The 19,250-nt window shown below is 63.8% G+C and carries 20 protein-coding genes; 7 read left to right on the forward strand and 13 right to left on the reverse strand.

The annotated features are described in order from the left end of the window. A partial coding sequence (locus OXH56_13875; GenBank protein ID MCY3556397.1) for a carbohydrate ABC transporter permease occupies positions 1-332 on the forward strand: 332 nt, incomplete at its 5' end. Positions 333-342: 10 nt separating this feature from the next. Here the strand turns inward: OXH56_13875 and OXH56_13880 are convergent. Continuing rightward, on the reverse strand, positions 343-930 hold the full coding sequence (locus OXH56_13880) for a GNAT family protein (protein ID MCY3556398.1): 588 nt from the start codon (positions 928-930) through the stop codon (positions 343-345). Positions 931-1,324: 394 nt separating this feature from the next. Here OXH56_13880 and OXH56_13885 point away from each other — a divergent pair, with 394 nt between their 5' ends. The 5 genes from OXH56_13885 (at position 1,325) to OXH56_13905 (ending at position 5,789) form a co-directional block, all read left to right on the forward strand. Further along, positions 1,325-1,672: a hypothetical protein gene (locus tag OXH56_13885; GenBank protein MCY3556399.1), complete on the forward strand. Its 348-nt coding sequence runs from the start codon at positions 1,325-1,327 to the stop codon at positions 1,670-1,672. 88 nt (positions 1,673-1,760) lie between these two features. Next, positions 1,761-2,735, forward strand: coding sequence for a Gfo/Idh/MocA family oxidoreductase (locus OXH56_13890; protein ID MCY3556400.1), 975 nt, complete (start codon positions 1,761-1,763; stop codon positions 2,733-2,735). A gap of 32 nt (positions 2,736-2,767) precedes the next feature. Then, the gene (gene tyrS, locus OXH56_13895; protein ID MCY3556401.1) at positions 2,768-4,054 is read left to right on the forward strand and encodes a tyrosine--tRNA ligase; all 1,287 of its coding nucleotides are present in this window, start codon (positions 2,768-2,770) and stop codon (positions 4,052-4,054) included. A gap of 11 nt (positions 4,055-4,065) precedes the next feature. Further along, positions 4,066-4,920, forward strand: coding sequence for a sugar phosphate isomerase/epimerase (locus OXH56_13900; protein MCY3556402.1), 855 nt, complete (start codon positions 4,066-4,068; stop codon positions 4,918-4,920). 26 nt (positions 4,921-4,946) lie between these two features. Beyond that, positions 4,947-5,789: a histidinol-phosphatase gene (locus OXH56_13905; protein ID MCY3556403.1), complete on the forward strand. Its 843-nt coding sequence runs from the start codon at positions 4,947-4,949 to the stop codon at positions 5,787-5,789. On the opposite strand, the gene OXH56_13910 is transcribed toward OXH56_13905, so the two are convergent. Further along, positions 5,786-7,363 carry a thiamine pyrophosphate-binding protein gene (locus OXH56_13910; protein ID MCY3556404.1) on the reverse strand — a complete coding sequence of 526 codons (1,578 nt, stop codon included), beginning with the start codon at positions 7,361-7,363 and terminating at the stop codon, positions 5,786-5,788. The genes OXH56_13905 and OXH56_13910 overlap by 4 nt on opposite strands. Before the next feature lie 63 nt (positions 7,364-7,426). Next, on the reverse strand, positions 7,427-8,827 hold the full coding sequence (locus tag OXH56_13915; GenBank protein MCY3556405.1) for an amino acid permease: 1,401 nt from the start codon (positions 8,825-8,827) through the stop codon (positions 7,427-7,429). A gap of 193 nt (positions 8,828-9,020) precedes the next feature. Between OXH56_13915 and OXH56_13920 the strand changes: the two genes are divergently transcribed. After that, the gene (locus OXH56_13920; GenBank protein ID MCY3556406.1) at positions 9,021-9,602 is read left to right on the forward strand and encodes an AAA family ATPase; all 582 of its coding nucleotides are present in this window, start codon (positions 9,021-9,023) and stop codon (positions 9,600-9,602) included. A 50-nt stretch (positions 9,603-9,652) separates the two neighbouring features. Here OXH56_13920 and OXH56_13925 read toward each other — a convergent pair whose 3' ends face one another. From OXH56_13925 to OXH56_13970, 10 genes are read right to left on the reverse strand one after another with little or no spacing between them, the layout of a single operon-like run. Beyond that, on the reverse strand, positions 9,653-10,684 hold the full coding sequence (locus OXH56_13925) for a Gfo/Idh/MocA family oxidoreductase (protein ID MCY3556407.1): 1,032 nt from the start codon (positions 10,682-10,684) through the stop codon (positions 9,653-9,655). Between the two features lie 38 nt (positions 10,685-10,722). Further along, positions 10,723-11,715 carry a hypothetical protein gene (locus OXH56_13930; GenBank protein ID MCY3556408.1) on the reverse strand — a complete coding sequence of 331 codons (993 nt, stop codon included), beginning with the start codon at positions 11,713-11,715 and terminating at the stop codon, positions 10,723-10,725. 15 nt (positions 11,716-11,730) lie between these two features. Beyond that, positions 11,731-12,480 carry an amidohydrolase family protein gene (locus OXH56_13935; GenBank protein ID MCY3556409.1) on the reverse strand — a complete coding sequence of 250 codons (750 nt, stop codon included), beginning with the start codon at positions 12,478-12,480 and terminating at the stop codon, positions 11,731-11,733. Further along, entirely contained in the window at positions 12,477-13,238 is a 762-nt protein-coding gene (locus tag OXH56_13940; protein ID MCY3556410.1) for an amidohydrolase family protein, read from the reverse strand. Before OXH56_13940 ends, OXH56_13935 begins: the two co-directional genes overlap by 4 nt. Before the next feature lie 19 nt (positions 13,239-13,257). Further along, a complete protein-coding gene (locus tag OXH56_13945; protein MCY3556411.1) occupies positions 13,258-14,160 on the reverse strand; it encodes an aldo/keto reductase in 903 nt (300 codons plus the stop codon). A gap of 12 nt (positions 14,161-14,172) precedes the next feature. Continuing rightward, entirely contained in the window at positions 14,173-15,597 is a 1,425-nt protein-coding gene (locus tag OXH56_13950; protein MCY3556412.1) for a cupin domain-containing protein, read from the reverse strand. Positions 15,598-15,618: 21 nt separating this feature from the next. Beyond that, positions 15,619-16,881, reverse strand: a complete 1,263-nt coding sequence (locus OXH56_13955) for a CaiB/BaiF CoA-transferase family protein (GenBank protein ID MCY3556413.1) — start codon at positions 16,879-16,881, stop codon at positions 15,619-15,621. Continuing rightward, positions 16,878-17,525 (reverse strand): AMP-binding protein, encoded by a 648-nt coding sequence (locus OXH56_13960; GenBank protein ID MCY3556414.1) that lies wholly within the window; start codon positions 17,523-17,525, stop codon positions 16,878-16,880. The genes OXH56_13955 and OXH56_13960 overlap by 4 nt, the downstream gene beginning before the upstream one ends. 2 nt (positions 17,526-17,527) lie before the next feature. Continuing rightward, positions 17,528-18,274, reverse strand: a complete 747-nt coding sequence (locus tag OXH56_13965) for an SDR family NAD(P)-dependent oxidoreductase (protein ID MCY3556415.1) — start codon at positions 18,272-18,274, stop codon at positions 17,528-17,530. Continuing rightward, the gene (locus OXH56_13970; protein ID MCY3556416.1) at positions 18,271-19,233 is read right to left on the reverse strand and encodes a nucleoside hydrolase; all 963 of its coding nucleotides are present in this window, start codon (positions 19,231-19,233) and stop codon (positions 18,271-18,273) included. Before OXH56_13970 ends, OXH56_13965 begins: the two co-directional genes overlap by 4 nt. Between the last annotated feature and the right edge of the window lie 17 nt (positions 19,234-19,250).

Genomic DNA, 19,250 nt, shown 5'->3' on the forward strand with positions numbered 1-19,250 from the left:
AACTCATCGAGGCTGCGCGCATGGATGGTTGCGGGGAGTGGGGGGTATTTCAGCGGGTGATCCTGCCGCTGGCGAAACCGGGGATGGGCGTGCTGGCCATCTTCACCTTCATGGGGGTATGGAACGACTTCCTGTGGCCGCTGATCGTGATTAACCAAAGCTCGATGCTGACCCTGCAGGTCGGGCTCAACTCCCTGCAGAACCAGTACTACACCGACTACGGCCTGCTCATGGCCGGGGCCGCGGTGTCGGCCCTGCCCATGATCGCCTTCTTTCTCGTCTTCCAGCCCTATTTCGTGCGGAGCATTACGATCGGAGCGGTGAAGGGGTAGGTCCCCCGCGCTAGTCCAGGGCCGGGAAGTCTTCCTGGTCGCGCAGGGTGTAGGAAAGCAGGGCGAGGTCGTGCACGCTTCCCTCGATGTCGCGGACCTGGCCGGGCAGGATGGCGCGCTGCACGAACCCGACGAGCTGCAGCAGGAGGATCGCGCCGCGCTGGACGTCCACCATGCACTCGGCGTTGAGCTGCTCGATGGATCCGGTGTGAAGGGCGACGGCGATCAGTTCGTTGATCATATCGACGGCCAACCCCTGGCGGCGGAAGTCGGGGTGTACGACGAGGCGGAGCTTGCCGATATGGCTTTTCCATCCGCGGCGCTCGCGATGCAGCGAGACCTCGGCGACGATATCGTCGTCCACGATCGCCACGATGGGGATGACGACGTCCCAGTCGATATTGCTGCACCATCCCTGGATGATGCTCTTGTCGCGGATATCGTCCTTCAGGAAGATCCGGTCCTTGCGCGGGATCGACTGGAAAAAGGCGTACAGCGCTTCCACGTCGTCCGCTTCGAGCGGGCGGATCGAAACCTTGGTACCGTCCTTCAACGTCTCCTGTTTCGGATATTCCTGGGCCAGGATTTCATCCAGCATGGCGGGCTCCCTTTGGCCTTCGTGCCCTCGCATTGCCGAGAACAGCCAGCCGGCTGGCGCGCGACTGTACTCGACAAGGTGCCAGAACACCTGTACTTTTCACTGAAATTTAGATTGATCGGTACCGGTTGTCAAGCGGGGTCTGTTCGTGCGCGGGCGGGACTTGCGCAGACCCTGACAACCGCCGGCGAAACCGTGCGCAAACCGGCCAAAAACCGCTTGACAGGAACGCTCCTTCCGCTTAGCCTAAAATGCAGACCAACGCCACGTTAAGATCCAGCTTTAGTTTCAGGTCGCAACACGTTCAGCAGGCCTGCCTGCGCTGCGTCCCTCATTCTTGTGCTGTCATACCGATTTGCAGGTATACGGCCCGTGGCCGGAGAGGAGCCTTTCCATGAAGCTTACATTCACCGATCTCAACGATATGATACGCGAGTTGAAGGAAAAAAGCGTCCAGTCGATCCGGGTGAATGAAGTGATTCGTGATGTACAGGTGATGATTCCGGATGAGTATCCCATGCCCATCAAAACCTTTTCGGTCTACGTAACCGCCAGTATCGATGGAGAATGGAACGAGGAACTCGTGGCAGAATACGTGGAGCACGTCGGTTGCGTCGACGAGCTTGCGGGCGAGGAGGTCCTCGGCGATCTGCATCGGCGTACGGGCAACAAGGTGGAGATCCTGCACGAATTGCTCGCGGGCGAATTCCTGACCGTGGGTTCGGGCCGATTCGAAGAATGAACGGCATTGCATCGCGTGTCGGTCCGGCAGGAGGAAGTCCCGCCCGGACCGGCGATGATCTATCCAGTCACATGAAAAGGAGTTCGACTTGAGCACCGATCCCGTCGGTTTCGGCGTGATAGGGCTTGGCATGGGCGCGGTGCGCGCCCGTTTCATAAGCGAGACGGAGGGCGCGAGGCTCGTGGCGGTGGCCGAACTCGACGAGGAGCGGGGCCGGAAGGCCGAGGCAGAGTACGGCATCGACTGGTACCGGGACTACCGCCGCCTGCTCGACCGCGACGATATCGACGTCATCACGGTGATGACGCCCAGCGGTACCCATGCGGACTTCGCCATCGCGGCCGCGAATGCGGGCAAGCACGTCATCACCACCAAGCCCGTGGAGGTCAGCCTGGAAAGGGCGGACCGGATGATCGCGGCCTGCCGCGAGGCCGGCGTGATCCTGGCCGTCGATTTCGAAGCGCGGTACATGGCCGACAACGTGCGCGTCAAGCAGGCCGTGGACGAAGGTCGCCTCGGGCGAATGATCCTGGGCGAAGTGCGGCTGAAGTGGTTCAGGAACGATGCTTACTACGAGGGCTGGCACGGCACGTGGGCGTTGGACGGCGGCGGCTCGCTGATCAACCAGTCCGTGCACCAGATCGATTTGCTGGGCTGGTACATGGGCGAGGTCGAAAACGTCCAGGGACAGATCGGGGTGTTCAACCACGACATCGAATCCGAGGACCTAGGCATGGCCATGCTCCGGTTCAAGAGCGGCGCCGTCGGAACCATCCTGGGTACGACGACCTGTCCCGTCACCATCCCCGCCGGGGTGGAACTGCACGGCACGCAGGGGCTGGTCATAACGGCCGGAAACAAGGTCGCTGCCTGGCATGTCCCGGATGAATCGGCCGACGATCCCTTTCCCTACGAGGGTCCGCGCAACGTGATCGAGGACATGGTCAGCCTGATCCGGCACGGCGGCACGCCCCGCATCACGGGCGAGGAAGCCAAGAAGTCCCTCGCGCTCATCCTCGCCATCTACGAATCTTCCCGAACGGGACAGGCCGTGTCCCTTTAACTCGTTGTCCCAGTAAATCGGAATCTCCCAGCATGTCCAGTGCATTCGAAGTATTGAAGGAACGAGGGTTCGTCTCCCAGGTCACGAACGAAGAGGCCGTGTCCCGGGCCTTCAAAAACGAGACCGTCACCTGCTATATCGGGTTCGATCCGACGGGGCAGAGCCTGCACGTCGGCAATCTCGTCCAGATCATGATGCTGGCCCACGTGCAGCGCGGCGGTCACCGGCCCATCGCCCTGGTGGGCGGCGGCACGGCGATGATCCCCGATCCGAGCGGCAAGGACGCCCTGCGTCCCCAGCTTTCGGCGGAGGACATCGATCAGAACATCCTTCGGATCAAGAAGCAGCTGAGCAGCTACCTCGATTTCGACGGCGGCCACGAGGGCCAGGCGGGCCACGAGGACCAGGCGGGTCACGAGGGCCAGGCGGGCCGGGCGTCGATGGTGAACAACGCGGACTGGCTGCGCACGCTGAACTACATCTCCTTCCTGCGGGAGATCGGAGAACATTTCAGCGTAAACCGGATGCTGACGGCCGAGGCCTACAGGCTGCGCATGGAGACGGGCCTCACCTTCCTGGAATTCAACTACCAGATCCTCCAGGCCTACGACTTCCTCATGCTCTTCCGGGAGTACGGCTGCACGATGCAGTTCGGGGGAGACGACCAGTGGGGGAACATCGTGGCCGGCGTGGACCTGATCCGTCGCAAGGAACGGGCGGCCGCGCAGGCGATTACCACGCCCCTGCTGACCCTGTCGGACGGCAAGAAGATGGGCAAGACGGCCGAGGGCGCCGTCTGGCTCGATCCCGAGATGACCTCGCCCTACGACTTCTACCAGTTCTGGATCAACGTGGACGACCGGGACGTGGAAGGCCTCCTGGGCCATTTTACCTTCCTGCCCATGGAGCAGGTGCGGGAACTCGGCGCCCTCGAGGGCGAGAAGATCCGCCACGCCAAGTCGGTCCTGGCCTTCGAGGCGACGAAGATTACCCACGGAGAGGAAGCGGCGACCCAGGCGGAGCGCGGCGCACGAAGCGTATTCGGCGGCGCGCAGGCGGGGGCGGAGGACGTGCCCACCGTGAAGATCGGCCGGGACCGCCTGGAGGCCGGCATCAACGTGGTCGACCTGTTCGTGGAAGCCGAACTGGGCAGGAGCAAAAGCGAGGTGCGCAGGCTGATCCAGCAGGGCGGCGCGTCCGTCAACGGCGAGCGCGTGGCCGCCATCGACCGGATGCTCGGCACGGGGGATCTCGACGACGAAGGCGTCCTGCTCCTGAGGGCGGGCAAGAAGCGGTTCCAGCGCGTCAAGACCGGGTAAGGCCGGGGCATATGTACAAGAACCTCAACCCGGGCATGATCGGCATCCACGCTTCCCTGGACGAAGCGCTGGATATGGCCCTGCAGTACGGGTTCGACGGCGTCGATGTCAACCTGCCTGATCTGGCCGAACTGGCCCGGGAGACTTCTGCCGGGGAGGTCCGCGATCTTTTCGGGAGGGCCGGCTGCCGTCCCGGCAACTGGGGCCTGCCGATCGAATGGCACGGGGCCGGGAAAAAGTGGACGGAAGAACTGACCCGGCTTCGCCGGTATGCCGCCCTGGCACGGGACATCGGCGCATTGCGGACGACTGCCGTGGTCATGCCCTGGTCCGATGAACAGACCTTCGACGAAAACTACGCCTTTCACGTAGAAAGGCTGAAGCCCGTGGCGGAGATCCTCGGGGAGCACGACTGCCGGTTCGGCCTGGAGTTCATCGGCCCGGAAACGCTTCGCCGGGGCAGGAAGCACGCGTTCATCCATACCATGGACGGCATGCTGTCGTTATGCCGCGACCTGGGTCCGAACGTGGGTCTGCTACTGGACCTGTGGCACTGGTACACGTCCCGCGGCACCTGGGATGACCTCGCGCGGCTGTGCAACGGCGACGTGGTCAACGTGCACGTCAACGACGCGCCGGCCGGGATCCCGGTGGACGAGCATATCGACAACGTACGGTGCCTGCCCGGCGAAACCGGCGTCCTCGACATAGCCCGGTTCCTCAAAGCACTGGACGCCATGGGTTACGATGGACCGGTCACCGCCGAACCTTTCAGCGCGCGGGTGAACGCCCTGGCCCCGCGGGACGCCCTGCGGGAGACGTCCGAAGCGATGCATCGAGCATGGGCGTCGGCTGGTATTGCGTAGTCGCAACCATCGAAACAGGTTTGAGCATGGCCTCATTCCCCGAACGCGTTTCCGTCCACGGCGGCCACAGCGGTGAGTTCTGCGATCACGCGGAGGACTCGCTGGAGGAGATCGTACGGGCCTACATCGACCATGGATACACCTGGGTGGGCATCACCGAGCACATGCCGCCGGAGCGGGACGCATTGAGCTACCCCGACGAACTGGCTGCCGGGTTGAACGCCGTCGATCAGCAGGCGAGATTCGCCAGGTACATGGCGGTCTGCCGCCGACTCCGGGACAAGTACGCGTTGCAGATCAGGGTCCTGGTAGCCTTCGAAACGGAGGCGTACAGCGGGTATGAAAGCTGGGTACCCGTGGTAAGGGAGGCGCACGAACCCGACTATATCGTGGGTTCCGTGCACCAGATCAACGACGAGTTGTTCGATGGATCGCCAGAATGGTACCGTGGCGCGGCGGAAACGGTCGGGGGCGTGGACGAGTTGTACTGCGCGTACTTTGACCGGCAGTACGAGATGATCACGAAGCTGCGTCCCGAGGTGATCGGCCACTTCGACCTGGTCAGGATCTTCGACCCCGATTACAGGACGCGCCTCGTCAAGTCCTTCGTGTGGGACCGGGTAGTGCGCAACCTGGAGGCAATCCGGGATCTCGGTTCGATCCTGGACTACAACCTGGCCGCGCTCAAAAAAGGCCAGGCCGAGCCCTATGTCTCCCGGCCGGTACTCGAGCAAGCGCTGAAAATGGGAATTGCCGTGGTACCCGGGGACGATTCCCACGGCGTAGGCAACGTCGACCGCCACTGGGACGAGGGCATCCGCTTCTTGCGGGAAGCGGGGTGCGACCTGAACTGGAAATGCCCTGCCTAGTACCTTCGCTCCCAGGGCCCGACCGGCACCTCGATCAGGGTCGGTGCGTCCGCTGTAACGGCTTCGGCTACTGCCGCTTCCAGCTGTGACGCATCCTCGGCCAACACCCCCCTTGCGCCATAGGCTTCCGCCAGTTTCACAAAATCCGGATTGTGGAGTTCGGTGCCGATGACGCGGCCATCGAATTCCTCCATCTGGGCCCGCAACACGTTGCCGTAGGCGTTGTCGTTGAAGACGACAGCCACGATGTTAATGCCGTACTGCACGGCCGTGGCGAGTTCCTGGAGGTTGTAGAGGATGCCGCCGTCGCCGGAGACCACGACGACCGCGCGGTCGGGGCGTCCGATCTTGAGGCCGATGCCGACGGGGAACACGCTGCCCAGCGTGCCGTGGTGCGAGGAAGTCTGGTATCCCCTCGGGGACTGAGATTGGTAGTAGTTCCGTCCGTAGTATCCCATCTGGTTCATCCCGCCCACGAAGATCCCGTCGTCCGGTATGGCTGCACGCATGGCGTCCATGAAGGCGCCCTGGGGCTGGAGTTGTTCCGCCGGACCGAAACGGTGGGCGTTGATCGCCTGGATGTCCTCGGTGACGTTTTGCCTCGGCGCGGACAGGCCGGCCAGGTTTTCGTACAGGACCTCCAGGCTCAGCGCGGCGTCGCCCAGGATGCCGTGAGTATGGTTTCCGTCCTGGTCGATCTCGTCGGGGTCGTCGTCGATCCGGATCACCGTCTGCCCATCCAGTCGCGCGCTCAGGTCGGTCGCCGTGCCCACGGCCAGGATCACGTCGCATTCGTCCACCCGGTCCTTCAGCGGCTTGAACCGCGCCTCGAACATCCCCAGCGAAAGCGGATGCCGTGCCGGAAGGATGCCCTTCCCGCTGCGGCTGCTGACGACCGGGCTGCCCAGGTGATCGGCAATCTCCCTAATCAGCGGCGCGCCTTCCGACGCCCCGGCGCCGACCCAGACCAGGGGCCGTTTCGAATCCGCCAGCAGCCGGGCCGCGTGCGCCAGCTGGCCGGCGTCGCCCGCCGCGGGCGAGTACGACGCCGCTTCCACTAGGCGGACCTCCTCCTCGGCCCTGAATACGTGAGGGCCGATCTCCAGGACGACGGGCCGTTTCCGCGGGGTGCTGAGTTGGCGGAAGGCCTCCCGGACCAGGCCGGGGACGTCTCCGGGCGAATCCGCACGGCCCGCCCACTTCGAGTAGGCGCCGTAGTCGCCCCGGCTGTCGTGCGGGGCCTGGCCGGGTATGGACACGCCGTGGTGATCGCCGGTAACCAGCAGCACGGGCGAGGACTGGGCGTAAGCGGTGGCCAGTCCGGCCGTGGTGTTGAAGAACCCGGGCCCTTCGACCGCGATGCCCACGCCCGGCTTGCCGCTCACGCGGGCGTAACCGTCCGCTATGTAGCTGATCGCCTGTTCGTTCCGCGTGGTGACGTACCGCATGCCCTCCTGCCGGTAGATCGCGTCGATGGCTTCGTACTGGCCGGCGCCGGGCAGTCCGAAGACGACCTCGACGCCGTTGGCGTGCAGGGACCGGACGAGGGCCTCGCCGCCGTTCATGACGGGCATCTATAACTCCTCTTTTTCTTGATCTGTGAGTTAATCAAAAACCTGAAGTCTGCAATCTGAAGTCTACGCACCGGCCGCCTGCCTGCGGAACCACAGCAGGTACACCGGCACGCCGAGGAGCAGGACGATAATGCCCGGCAGGGCGTCGCCGAAGCTGAAAACGACGGTCGATACGATGTATCCGAGAGATACCACGATAAAGAAGAGCGGTGTGATAGGGTAGCCCCACACCTTGAACGGCCGGGGTTCGTCAGGATACTTCCGGCGTAGGATGAACACGGCGATCACGGTCAACACGTAGAACACGAACAGCACGTACATCACGGCCAGGACGATTTCCATGAAGTTGCCGACGAGGCTCCACGCCATGCCCAGGATGGTCAGGGTGGTGATCGTTCGCGACGGGGTCCGAAACCTGGGATGCACCCGGGTGAACCAGTTGAAGAAGAGGCGCTCGCGGGCCATGCCGTAGGCGATGCGCGGCATGTACATGATGTTGGCGTTCAAGGTGCCGAAGGTGGCGACGATAACCGCCAGGGAGGTGAGTGAGCCGCCTACCGGCCCGATCAGCCTTTCCGCCACCTCGGCGGCGATCTGGTTCGACCCGGCGATTTCGTCGATGTTCATGACGTAAAGGTATGCCCAGTTGACGGCCAGATAGACCAGCATGCAGAGGCTCAGCCCGATGATGATGGCCAGTGGCAGCACGCGGCGCGGGTCCTTCACCTCACCCGCCACGTTGTTCGTGTTGTACCAGCCGTTGTACGAGAACAGGATGCCGACCATGGCCGTACCCAGCGCACCGAACAGGCTCATCTCCCTGCCCGTGGCCGACGGGGTGGAGAAATGCTCCGCGGACCCACCGACGATCAGGGCGAGGAATACAAGGCCCAGCAGGGCCGCGACCTTGGCGAAGGTCGACACATTGGATATGATGCCCCCGAATCGAACGCCCGCATAGTTGACGGCTCCGAGCAGGGCCAGGACGGCGAAAATCGCCAGGTGCTGGGTCGAGACCATCACCGGTCCAGCCTGCAGCAGCACGTTTTCCAGGGAGATATCAGGTACGAAGTAACCGAGGTAAGAGGTGCAGATCATGGCGACGGCGGCCAGCGCGCCGGGACAGATCACGGCGGTCTCCGTCCACCCGTATAGAAAGGACACGTGGGGGGGATAGGACTCTCGCAAGTACACGATGATGCCGCCCGTACGGGGCATCATGGCGCCCAGTTCGGCGAAGCACAGCGCACCCGAGAAGCAGAGCAGGCCGCCGATGACCCAGACCAGCAGGAACAGATCGGGGGAGCCCAGAACGGCCGCGATACCCGCGGGCGCGCCGAATATGCCGGATCCGATGATGCCGCCGACGATGATCGTCGTGGCCGCGACCAGGCCGAGATCCCGGGCCAGCTCGGTCTCGAGTTGAAATCGACTTCCGACGCGATCGGGTGATGATTCAGCCATGGCCTGCCTCCGTTGCCGTCACGCACGGGAATGGGGTCGTTATTGAATCGTCGAAGAAACTTAAAACAAAATGGACGCGGGGTGATCGTCAAGGACAATCTATCCCGCATACATCCGCTTTGACAGGACCCTGCGAAATGGGTATATTCAGCCCGGTTTTCGTCTTCCTTCTCTGCAACCAGGCGGTCCTGAAATGCACCTAATCGTCGCCATCGTAGGCATGACCGGGTCTGGGAAATCGACGGCCGCCGAATGTCTGGTCGACCGGGGCTGGCGCCATATCCGATTCGGCCAGGTGACCATCGACCGGCTCAGGGCGGAAGGACGGGAAGTGAACCCTGAGAACGAGAAGGAGATGCGCGAAGGGCTGCGGCGCGTCCACGGGATGGGCGCCTTCGCACTGCTATCGCTGCCCGCCATCGAGGACGGACTGAAACACGGCCACGTGGTGATCGACGGGCTGTATTCGTGGTCGGAACACAAGATCCTCAAAGAGACCTTCGGCGACCGCATCCACGTGGTGGCCGTGGTCTCTTCGCCGAAGACCCGTTACCGCCGGCTGGAGTGCCGGACGCACGACGCGCGGACGGACCCTCAGTTCCGGATGCGTCCCCTCACGGCGGATGAGGCGCGTAAGCGGGACCACGCGGAGATCGAGAACATCGAGAAGGGCGGGCCCATCGCTATGGCGGACTTCACCGTCGTCAACGAATCGGTCCCGCAGGACCTGGTCGACGCCGTCCTGGCCTACGTGGACCGCGTCACTTCTACGTAACAGGCCAGCACAGCTCCGTGAACGGTGGGTCCGCACCGTCCGCCCAACGCTTACAACGGCAGGGCGATGGCCTTGCCTTCCGACATGCTCCGGGTCACGGCTTCGGTGAATTCCATGTACTTGATCCCGACGTCGAAGGGCGTGTGGGACACCTTCTCCAGTCCGCGAATGGCGTTGATAAACTCCTCTTCGACCCGCCATTCCCCATGGTCTTCGGGCCGGATCTCGATCTCGCTCAGGGCGTCGTCCCCCCGCCGAGCACCGTAAAGCTTGCCTTCGCCCATACGGATCGTGCCTTCGCTGCCGTAGATGGTGGCTTCGCTTTCGTTGGCCAGGCCCTGGACGACTGATATCTTGATGTAGGCAGACGCGCCGCAGATCATGTCCATCACGATGTCGACGTGCTCCGGCACCCTGACGGCGCGCATGACGCCGCTTTCGGCGTCACGGCGCATCTTCGTGAAGGTCTTGCCCTGGGCGAAAACCGAAAGCGGATCCCCGACCCAGCGCCGCATGGCCTCGTACCAGATCCCCATGGTCATGACGTTCATCCCGCTGTAGTCCGTGTTGTGCCGCCAGTGCAGCGGACCTTCGCTGTCGATGAAATCGCTGCCGGAGGAGCGGAGTTCCACGCTGAGGATTTCGCCCACGTACCCATCCGCGATCAGGCGCTGAATGGTCTTGTCCGCCCACAGCGTCATGGGGGAAGGCACGATCTGGGCGACGAGGTCCGGGTTATTCTGCGCGGCGTCGTACATGAGCTGGGCCTCTTCGTAATTCATGGCCATGCGCGCCTCGCACAGGATGTGCTTGCCGTTCGCCAGGGCCGACAGGCTCGTGGCGCAGTGCAGATAGGGCCAGGTCCCGACGACGATAGCGTCCGTATCTTCGGCCTCGATCAACTCGGTCCACGTTTCGTAGATCGTCGGGATGCCGAACTGCTTCGCCACCCGCTCCGACGAAGCGCGGCTGCGGTTGCACACGCTGACGATCTTCACTCCTTTAATCGCCTGCAGCTTCGGTATATGCATGGTCACGGTATTGGTGCCGGCGCCAACCACGCCTACCCGGATGGTTTCCATTTGTTTCCCCTTTTGGCCTGCCGAATGATGTTTAAAGACTACGTTCTGCGCGCACTAATGATGTCCGCCAGGTTTCGCGCCATCTCCTCGAAACCGGCGGGCGCCGGATGCACGAGGTCCACCGTGAGGCCGGTGTTGGACCGGAGCATGGCGCTTCCCGGAATATGTACGAGCCTGGGACGGTTCAACTCCAGCACCCGTTCGGCCACGATGGACCGGAAGGTCTCGCATTTTTCGACGCCCGTAAAATCATACCGGCACGGGAAGATGTCAATGCAGAAGATCCAGTCGTCGGGATGGGCATCGGCGATCGTGGTCACGAAGTACGCGACGCGGTTGTAAAACTCGTCCACGCTGAAGGACTGCACGACGTTGATGCCCATCTCCAACGTGGCGATGTGCCAGTCCGTGCGTCCGGCGATGTAATCCGCCATGCCCCCTTCCATGTGGGCGCCGCCGCCGAATCCCAGGTTGAAGAGATCGGTGCCCAGCAACTCTGCGGTCCGGGCGGGGTATGTGCCCGTGGGCCGGACGGCCGTACTGCCGTGGGTAATCGACGAACCGTAGGCCAGATACCGGGTCTGCGGCGCCTGGTCCGGCCTCGGCAGGGACGTCTCGCCTTCGATGGAAACCAGACGGACCGCGGGTCGCCACGGCAGGACCACCCGGGTAAGGCCGGTATCGAACCGCGCATCGGACGGCGTGACCCGGCGCATGTCCGCTTCGGACTCGGGGCGCGCCACGGAGATCCGCGTAGGGGACGCGTCCACGATATGCAGGGCGCTGAAGAAATCACCCTGGTACACTTCCGCGAGTGTCGGACCGTCGGGGCTCTGGAGCGTGATGACCGCCTCCGGTCCCTCCAGGTTGAACCGGATCTCGCACCCGGAGGCCTGCAGGGCATTGTTCTTCGCCGATTCGTTCAGCGTCACGCGCAGGTCGTTCGGCACGCGGCAGCAGATACTGCCCGCGCCGCCGGGGTCGTCCAGCAGTTCGTGTACGTTGTGCAGTTCAGCCTGGCCGAGAATCACGTAACCCTCCTGTCCTTAAATGCCCAGCAGCCGGGCCGCGTTTTCGCCCAGTGCCATGCGTTTCGCCTCGTTGGATATCCGGGCCGTGATGATCTTGCCGATCTGCGGCCTGGGGTCCATCAGGGGCATGTCCGATCCGTAAAGCACGCGGTCGGCCCCGCCCTTTTCCACCAGTTCTTCGATCACGCCGGGCGTACGGTACGTCGAGCAGGTTTCCAGGTAGACGTTCGGGTACTTCCGCGCGGCGGCGATGGCCTCCGCGCGGGCTTCGGGCACGTTGCCGCAGTGGGCGGAGACGAAGTTCACCCGGGGGTAGGCCGGCGCGAGGTCTTCAAAGTAACGGGGCCGGCTGTTGATGAAGTGGTCCGTGTGGAAGATAATGGCCAGCCCCCGGTCCTGGGCGAATTCGTAGATCGGATGCCAGGGTTCCTCGTTGAAGGGCCAGGGCGTATAGGGCGGGTAGAGCTTGATGGCCGGAAACCCCAGCTTGTCGATCGCCCTCTCCAGTTCGGGTACCATCCGTTCGGGCATGGTCGGCGAGACATAGGCGAAACCCACGAAGCGGTCCGGGTTCTTGGCGACGAATTTCGCCGTCAGATCATTGCCCGTGGTCCCGTCGGGATGAAATATGTGGAACAGGCACGCGATATCGATGCCGGCGGCATCCATGGCCCCCAGGAGGAGCTTCGGATCGTCCACCATGCCGTACCGTTCCCACCGGCCAACGTGTCCGTGGTAGTCGATCACCCTCGTGCCGTCTATCATGACCCCTCCGTGACTCCGAGCAGTCGCTCGACGTTCCCCGCGCAGATCCGAGCGAGTTCATCCTCGCCCATGCGCGTGTGGTGCAGGTAGAACAGGATCGGCCCCATGGCGTACCGGGGATACCACGAGCCGTAGACGAACCGTTCCGCGCCGAACCGTTCCACGAGAGCCTCCACCTCGCCGATGGGTTCGTACCGGCTGAGTTCCATTACGGCAAGGGAACTCGCTTCCAGCAGCCCGCGAACGACCAGCGCGTGGGTATAATGCGCGCCGACGAGTACGGCGTGCAGGTCCGGATAGGCCTTGAGCGTCGTGACCAGGTGGTCCACCTCGACGTCCATCAACGGGATCCAGATCGGGATCCCGGCATCTGAAATAAAAGTCAGGAGTTCGTCGTAACCCCATGGAAGAAAAGGAAGTCCGGCGGACTGGCAGTCGTGAAGCCGGACGGAACGCACGCGGCCCTGGCCGTGGAGATCCTCTAGCTGCTGCATGGAGGTTTCCACCGGCGCAACCGACCACTGGGGGATAAGACGTCCGTCCTCGTCGAGCCAGTCCTCCAGGTACCGATTGCCGTCCGTCGGGCTGATCTGTTCACCCTGGGCATGGTAGATCACGGCCCGCCCGACCCGGTGGAAATCCATTTCGTCGAGCAGTTGCGCCGGGCTCTGGCAGGGCGACGGTCCGGTATGGTGATTGCCCACGCACACATTCGCGTCGATGACGGGTACGCGGGGCGAGAAGTTCAGTGAGGACAACGTGGTCAGGTTCCCTTTGTTATGACAGTCCGGCATCCATGCCCGGACGGATGCCGAAATCCCGGTCGAACGCTTCCCAGAGTTCGGTCGAAATCGTCTCGGTGGCGGCCTCGTAGGCCTCCTGGACGTGCCGGATGCTCGCCGGTCCGAACATGACGATGCTGTCCACCGGCGCCGCCAGGCAGAACTGTATGGCCAGGTGGCGAATGTTGACACCATGCTCGCGGCACCAGGTCCAGATTCGATGGGCGCGCGGCTCGGACCCTGGATGCATGCCCCGCTCGCGTTCCGGATCGGGCTCCTGTCCGGTGAGCAGGCCCATGCCCTGCACGCTGGCCAGGATGACGCCCGTTGCCCGCTTCCTGGCCGCCGGAAAGATGGTGGCTGCGGCCGACTGATTGACCAGGGTGTAGTCCAGGAAGGTCAGGGACACGTCGCAGAAGCCTTCGTCGATCAGCCGTACGTGCCAGTCATGGGAACGGGCACCGAGCCCTATGTTCCTGACCACGCCCTGCGATTTCATTTCGCGCAGCACGTCGAAAACCGCGCCTTCGCGCAGCAATTCGTCCACATCGGCCGGATCGTGCACGAGTACGCAGTCGAGGTAGTCTGTCTTCAGGGATCGCAGGCTCTGGTCCAGGCTCCACCTGGCGCTTTCCCCGGAGAAGTCCTTCCTGCGTTCGGGATGGGTGCCGATCTTGGCCTGGAGATAGTAGGAGGACCGGGGAACGCCGGAAAGCGCGTCACCCCATTTCTCCTCGTGGTGGCCCGGATAGGTATCGAAATAGTTGACGCCCAGTTCCAGGGCGGTCTGAATGGCCTCGACCGCCTCGGGACTTTCGTGAAGAAAGGCGGCTCCCATGGCCAGCGCCGCCGGACGCATGCCGGTTCGCCCGAACGAACGGGCGGGTAGGTTGTTCACGTACGCTTTCGATTAACGTCTGTCCGCATCAGGGGAATCGTCGTCCTCCCCTGTTTCGTCCTCCACGGCGGTTTCATCTTCGTCTTCGATATCGAAGTCCGCATCGTCGTCTTCCAGGTCGAAATCGTCGTCGTCCGCTTCGACACTTCCGGTAGCCTGGTCCGCTTCGGCCTGGTCCGCTTCGGTCTGGTCCTCTTCGACCAAATCTTCTATTTCCTCTTCCTCAACCTCGGCGTCTTCCTCGACCTCGGCGTCATCTACATCCTCGTCCGCGACCTCCTCGACCTCGGCGTCATCTACATCCTCTACTGCGACATCCTCGTCCGCGACCTCCTCGACCTCGGCGTCATCTAATTCTACTTCCGTTTCGCCATCATCGGTCGCCTCGGCGACTTCCGCTGCGACCTCCGCTTCGTCATCGGCCTCCTCTTCGGTCGTCGCGGCGTCATCCGCCGCGGCCTCCACCTCATCTTCAGCCTCTGCCTCGGCCTCATCTTCGGCCTGTGCCGACTCCACGTCATCGTCGGCCCCGTCCTCCTCGATTTCCTCTTCGGTCTCCACCGCGTCGGCGTCGTCCCAGTCGACTTCCGCCACCACGGCGGACTCGGCGATTTCCTCCACGCCGTACTGCTCAGCCGGCGCTGCGGACTCCTCGAATACTTCGGATTCGTCCGGCGCTTCGACCTCACCAACATCGACGGCGAACGTGACATACTCGAGCCAGCCCTCGCCCTCGTTGGAGAATCGATGGGCAACCCCGGGCAGCACGTGGACCGCGGAACCTTCCGTGACCAGTTGGCGGTCTCCGTCCAGATCCACGACGATCCCGAATCCGCTGAGCACGTAGTGGACCAGCTCGATGCCATCCAGCTGCTGCCAGGCCGTTCCCTGGCGCCCCTGAACCGCATATCGGGTCACGCTTTGCACGCGCTGGAGCACGCCGCCTTCGCCGGCCGGGGCTTCCTCCTCGCGTCGCAGGAGCGGCCAGGACACGGTGCCGCCTTCCAGTACGACCGGATGGACGTCGCGCCAGTCCCGCACCGCGGGCGTGCCCTCCCGGATTTCGTCGAGCGGGCAACTGACGATCAGGTGCTCCATCCAGCCTTCGCTGTCGTTGAACGCCTGGTGAGGCACGTTGACGGGCATGTAGACGGCCGTGCCGTCCCGTACGTCCACCTTGTCGTCCCCGATCAGCAACTGGCCGCGCCCGCGGAGGATGAAATACAACTGCTCTATGGCGTCGTGCTGGTGGTGGTCCGAGTGTTGATGGCCCTGCAGACCGTGCTTGACGAAACTGTTGATGCCGTGGAGCCGGTTGATTTCCGGCGGAGAGGTCTCGTCTTTGTCATGGGACTGGTATAGCGTCCAGACCAGCGCGCTGATATGCCCGACATAAGGCGCCTGGTCACGCCAGTTTCGCACGCGGATGCTCATCATATCTCCTTTGGGATTCGGCTGCTACTCCCCGATTCGGGATGCGTGAACTGCGCCTAGTCGTATCAATTGGTCGATCTCGTCATCGTCGTATCCGGAATCCGATAGCACCGATCGCGTATGTTCACCTTTGACGGGAGGCGGAAGCTGGGCTTCGGACTCCAGCGGATCTGTACGGTACGGCGGCCTGACCTGGCGGCTTTCCGACAGGTCGGAAGCGACGAGATGATAAAACGGGTTTCGATACTGTATATAAGGGTCGTCCGGCAACTCGTCAAGATGGTAAATCGGTGCGCAGGGAACGTCGGCTTCGCGCAGTCTCCGGTCCCATTCCCGGCAGGATGCCGTGGCGAAAACGGCGCGGAGTTTCTCCCTTATTTCGGCCGCTCGGGCCAGGCGCTTTTCCGTGGGCCAGTCCCGCCACTCGTCGAGTTCAAGCACGCCACACAGGCGCGCCCAGAAATGGTCCTCGTGGACGATCCCGAGGCTGATATGCCGGCCGTCCGAGGTCTTGAAGATCCCGTAATGCGGGATGTTCCCGAGGAACTGCCCACGAGCCGCGTCTGGATCCTGCGCCGCCGCGTCTGGATCCTGCGCCGCCGCGTCTGGATCCTGCGCCGCCGCGTCTGGATCCTGCGCCGCCGCGTCTGGATCCTGCGCCGCCGCGTCTGGATCCCGCGCCGCCTCGGCGAGATCGAGCGCCATCCATGAAAGGACGCAGTCGGTCATGGACAGATCGATGAAGCTTCCCTCCCCCGTGGCCGCGCGCCGCAAGAGGGCGGCGGAAACGGCCAGCGCGGCATACAGGCCGGAGGAAAGATCTGAAATCAGTACGGGAGGGACCGCGAGCTGATCGCCGCGACCGAGCATGCCGCCGATCGCGAGGTAGTTGATGTCATGGCCGGCACGGTCCCGGTAGGGGCCTTCCTGTCCGAATCCCGAGATGGCGCAGTACACGACGGCGGGGTTCAGACTTTTTGCCGCCGGATAGTCCACGCCGAGCCGTTCCGCCACGCCGGGCCGGAATCCTTCCAGCACGACGTCCGCCCGGCCGATCAGGCGGCTCATGACCGCCCTCCCCGCGTCCTTTTTGAGGTCGATCACGATGTTCCGCTTGCCGCGGTTGACGCTGGCGTACGCCGGGGGGAAACCGCGCAGGGGATCCCCGCCGGGCGGTTCCACCTTGATCACCCGGGCGCCGAGATCGGCCAGCAGCATGGCGCAGTAGGGACCCGGCAATTGCGTGGTCAACTCCACCACCAGGCAGTCGGTCAGTGCGCGAATCATGGTTGCTCGGACACTTCCTGTAACGCGATGGCCAGCCCGTCGCGCCACGCGTCGAGCTGCTCCAGGTCGTATCTTTCGTCGCCGTGACAGTGCGTGGTTTCGGTGGCCGGCGATCCCTGGTCGTACACGACGATGCACGGATCGGATCCGTGCGTCTCCACCGCATTGAAGCCGGCCGGGGCGAGGGAGACCCGGCGATCGAAATCCACCCACCCCTCGCGCTCCCAGCCTACGGACAGCCAGTGGGTGATCCGGCTGCAGTCGTCCATGATCCGGCCGATCACGTCCGCGACGGCGTCGGACGCGATCACCAGCGTCGATCGGGACTGATTGATCTGGTCCTTCAGCACCTGTGACGTGGACGCGTCCTGGCCCAGTACGGCCACGGCGCCCGCGCGCATGCAGCCGAGCACGGACTCCCACCAGGCCGTGCACAGCGGCAGCAGGATGAATACCCGCTGTCCCGGACGCACGCCGTGGTTGCGCAACACGCAGGCGACTTTCTCGGAGCGTATCTTCATGTCCAGGAAGGTCACGTCCGTCGTGTAGCCGCCTGCGTTTTGCCATCGCAGCGCGACCCGGCCTGGTTGCCTCGCATGCCGGTCCACGACGTCCAGGGCGAAATTTGAAACGGATGTGGTCATGGTCAGTCCATCAACAGGCCGCCGTTGACGTCCAGGATCTCGCCGGTGATGTGCCGCGACCGGTCCGATGCCAGGAACAGCGCCGCCTCGGCCACGTCCCGTGGTTCCCCTTTGCTGCCGCCCAGGGGGATCGCGTCGACGAATGCAGGATCGTGATGGGCGGTCAGGGCGGTATCTATGATCCCGGGCGCGATGGCGTTGACACGGACCCCGTGCGGCGCAAGCTCGCGGGCCAGCGACTTGGTCAGGCACTCGATCCCGGCCTTGGAGACCGAATAGGGCGCTCCGGACACTACGCCGCCGGTCTTCCCCGCGACCGAGGCCAGGTTGATTACCGCCCCGGATCGCCGGGCGATCATGGTGGGCAACAGGGCCTTTGACAGCAGGAACGGTCCCTTGAGGTTGACCGCCATCACCCGGTCCCATTCTTCCTCCGTGCACGCTTCCACCGATCTGAACAGGGCCAGTCCCGCGTTATTCACGAGAATGTCCACGCGGCCGTATTCCTCGACGACACCGTCCGCCAGAGCGCTGATCTCCGCCGCGACCGAGATGTCCGCCCGGACGGCCCGCGCGGACCGTCCGGGATAGCCTTCCCGGTTCAGCATCCGGGCGGTCTCCTCTGCGGCGGATTCGTTGATATCCACGACCACGACGGCGGCGCCTTCTTCGGCGAAGATACCGCAAATCGCCCGGCCGATGCCCTGCCCGCCGCCGGTTACGATGGCCGTACGGTCCTTCAGGATCATGCGAGCACCCTTTCCTCGAACAACCTGGTGAATGCCTGGACGTCCACCGCGGTGCAGACCCTCGCGTTCGGTTCGCCCCACCGGTCGGAACGAAGGTCGGACACGGTCATGCCCGTGGTGAGATCGCCTGCAGTTTCCACGTCCACCCGGGCCGGTACCGTCGTGACGAGGTCTTCCCGGACGGCGACGGCCACGGCGAGGGGATCGTGGAGGAAGCAGCCGTTGACGCCCCTCTTCTGCCGGTGAAAGGCCACGTAACGGGCCGTGCAGTCGCGTACGAAGGTTGCCCTTGCACCCGCACCAGCGGCAAAACGGTCGATCGTTCCCGCATCCAGGAACGCCTGCCGGGTCGCGTCGAGTGGAACGAAGACCAGGGGGATTCCGGCATCGCAGACGATTTGCGCGGCATGGGGATCGGCGTGGATGTTGAATTCCGCCACCGGAGAAACATTTCCGCCGGTCTCGAAGGCGCCGCCCATGATGATGATCTCCCTTAGCCCGCGCATGCGGTCCGGATCCTTCATGACGGCCCGAGCGACGTTGGTGAGCGGACCCACGGCGACCAGGATGAGCTCACCCGGGTACCGGCCGGCGAGGTCCAGGATCAGTTCGACGGCGTGAACGGTACTCGTCTGCCGATCGGGGTCCGGATATACGCGGCGCCCGTCCGCGTCCACCTGATTGGTCACTCCGCCCAGTCCGTCGTCGCCGTGGATATCCCCGGCGAAGGCCAGTTCGCGGACCAGCGGCCGTTCCTCTCCGCGGGCGACAACCGGCGTTTCACGGGCATCGACTACGTTCAGGGTGAGGTGTATGTTCCGTATGCAGTTCTCAAGCGACGTGTTTCCGCAGACCCCCGTGATGGCCTCGACGCGAAGCTCGGGCGACCGCATGGCCAGCAGGATGGCCAGGGCGTCGTCGACCCCCGTATCGGTGTCCAGGATGATGCGTGAAGGCATTCGGGCTCCGTCGGGAG

It is taken from the genome of Gemmatimonadota bacterium, assembly GCA_026702745.1.
In the GTDB taxonomy this organism is placed as follows: domain Bacteria; phylum JAAXHH01; class JAAXHH01; order JAAXHH01; family JAAXHH01; genus JAAXHH01.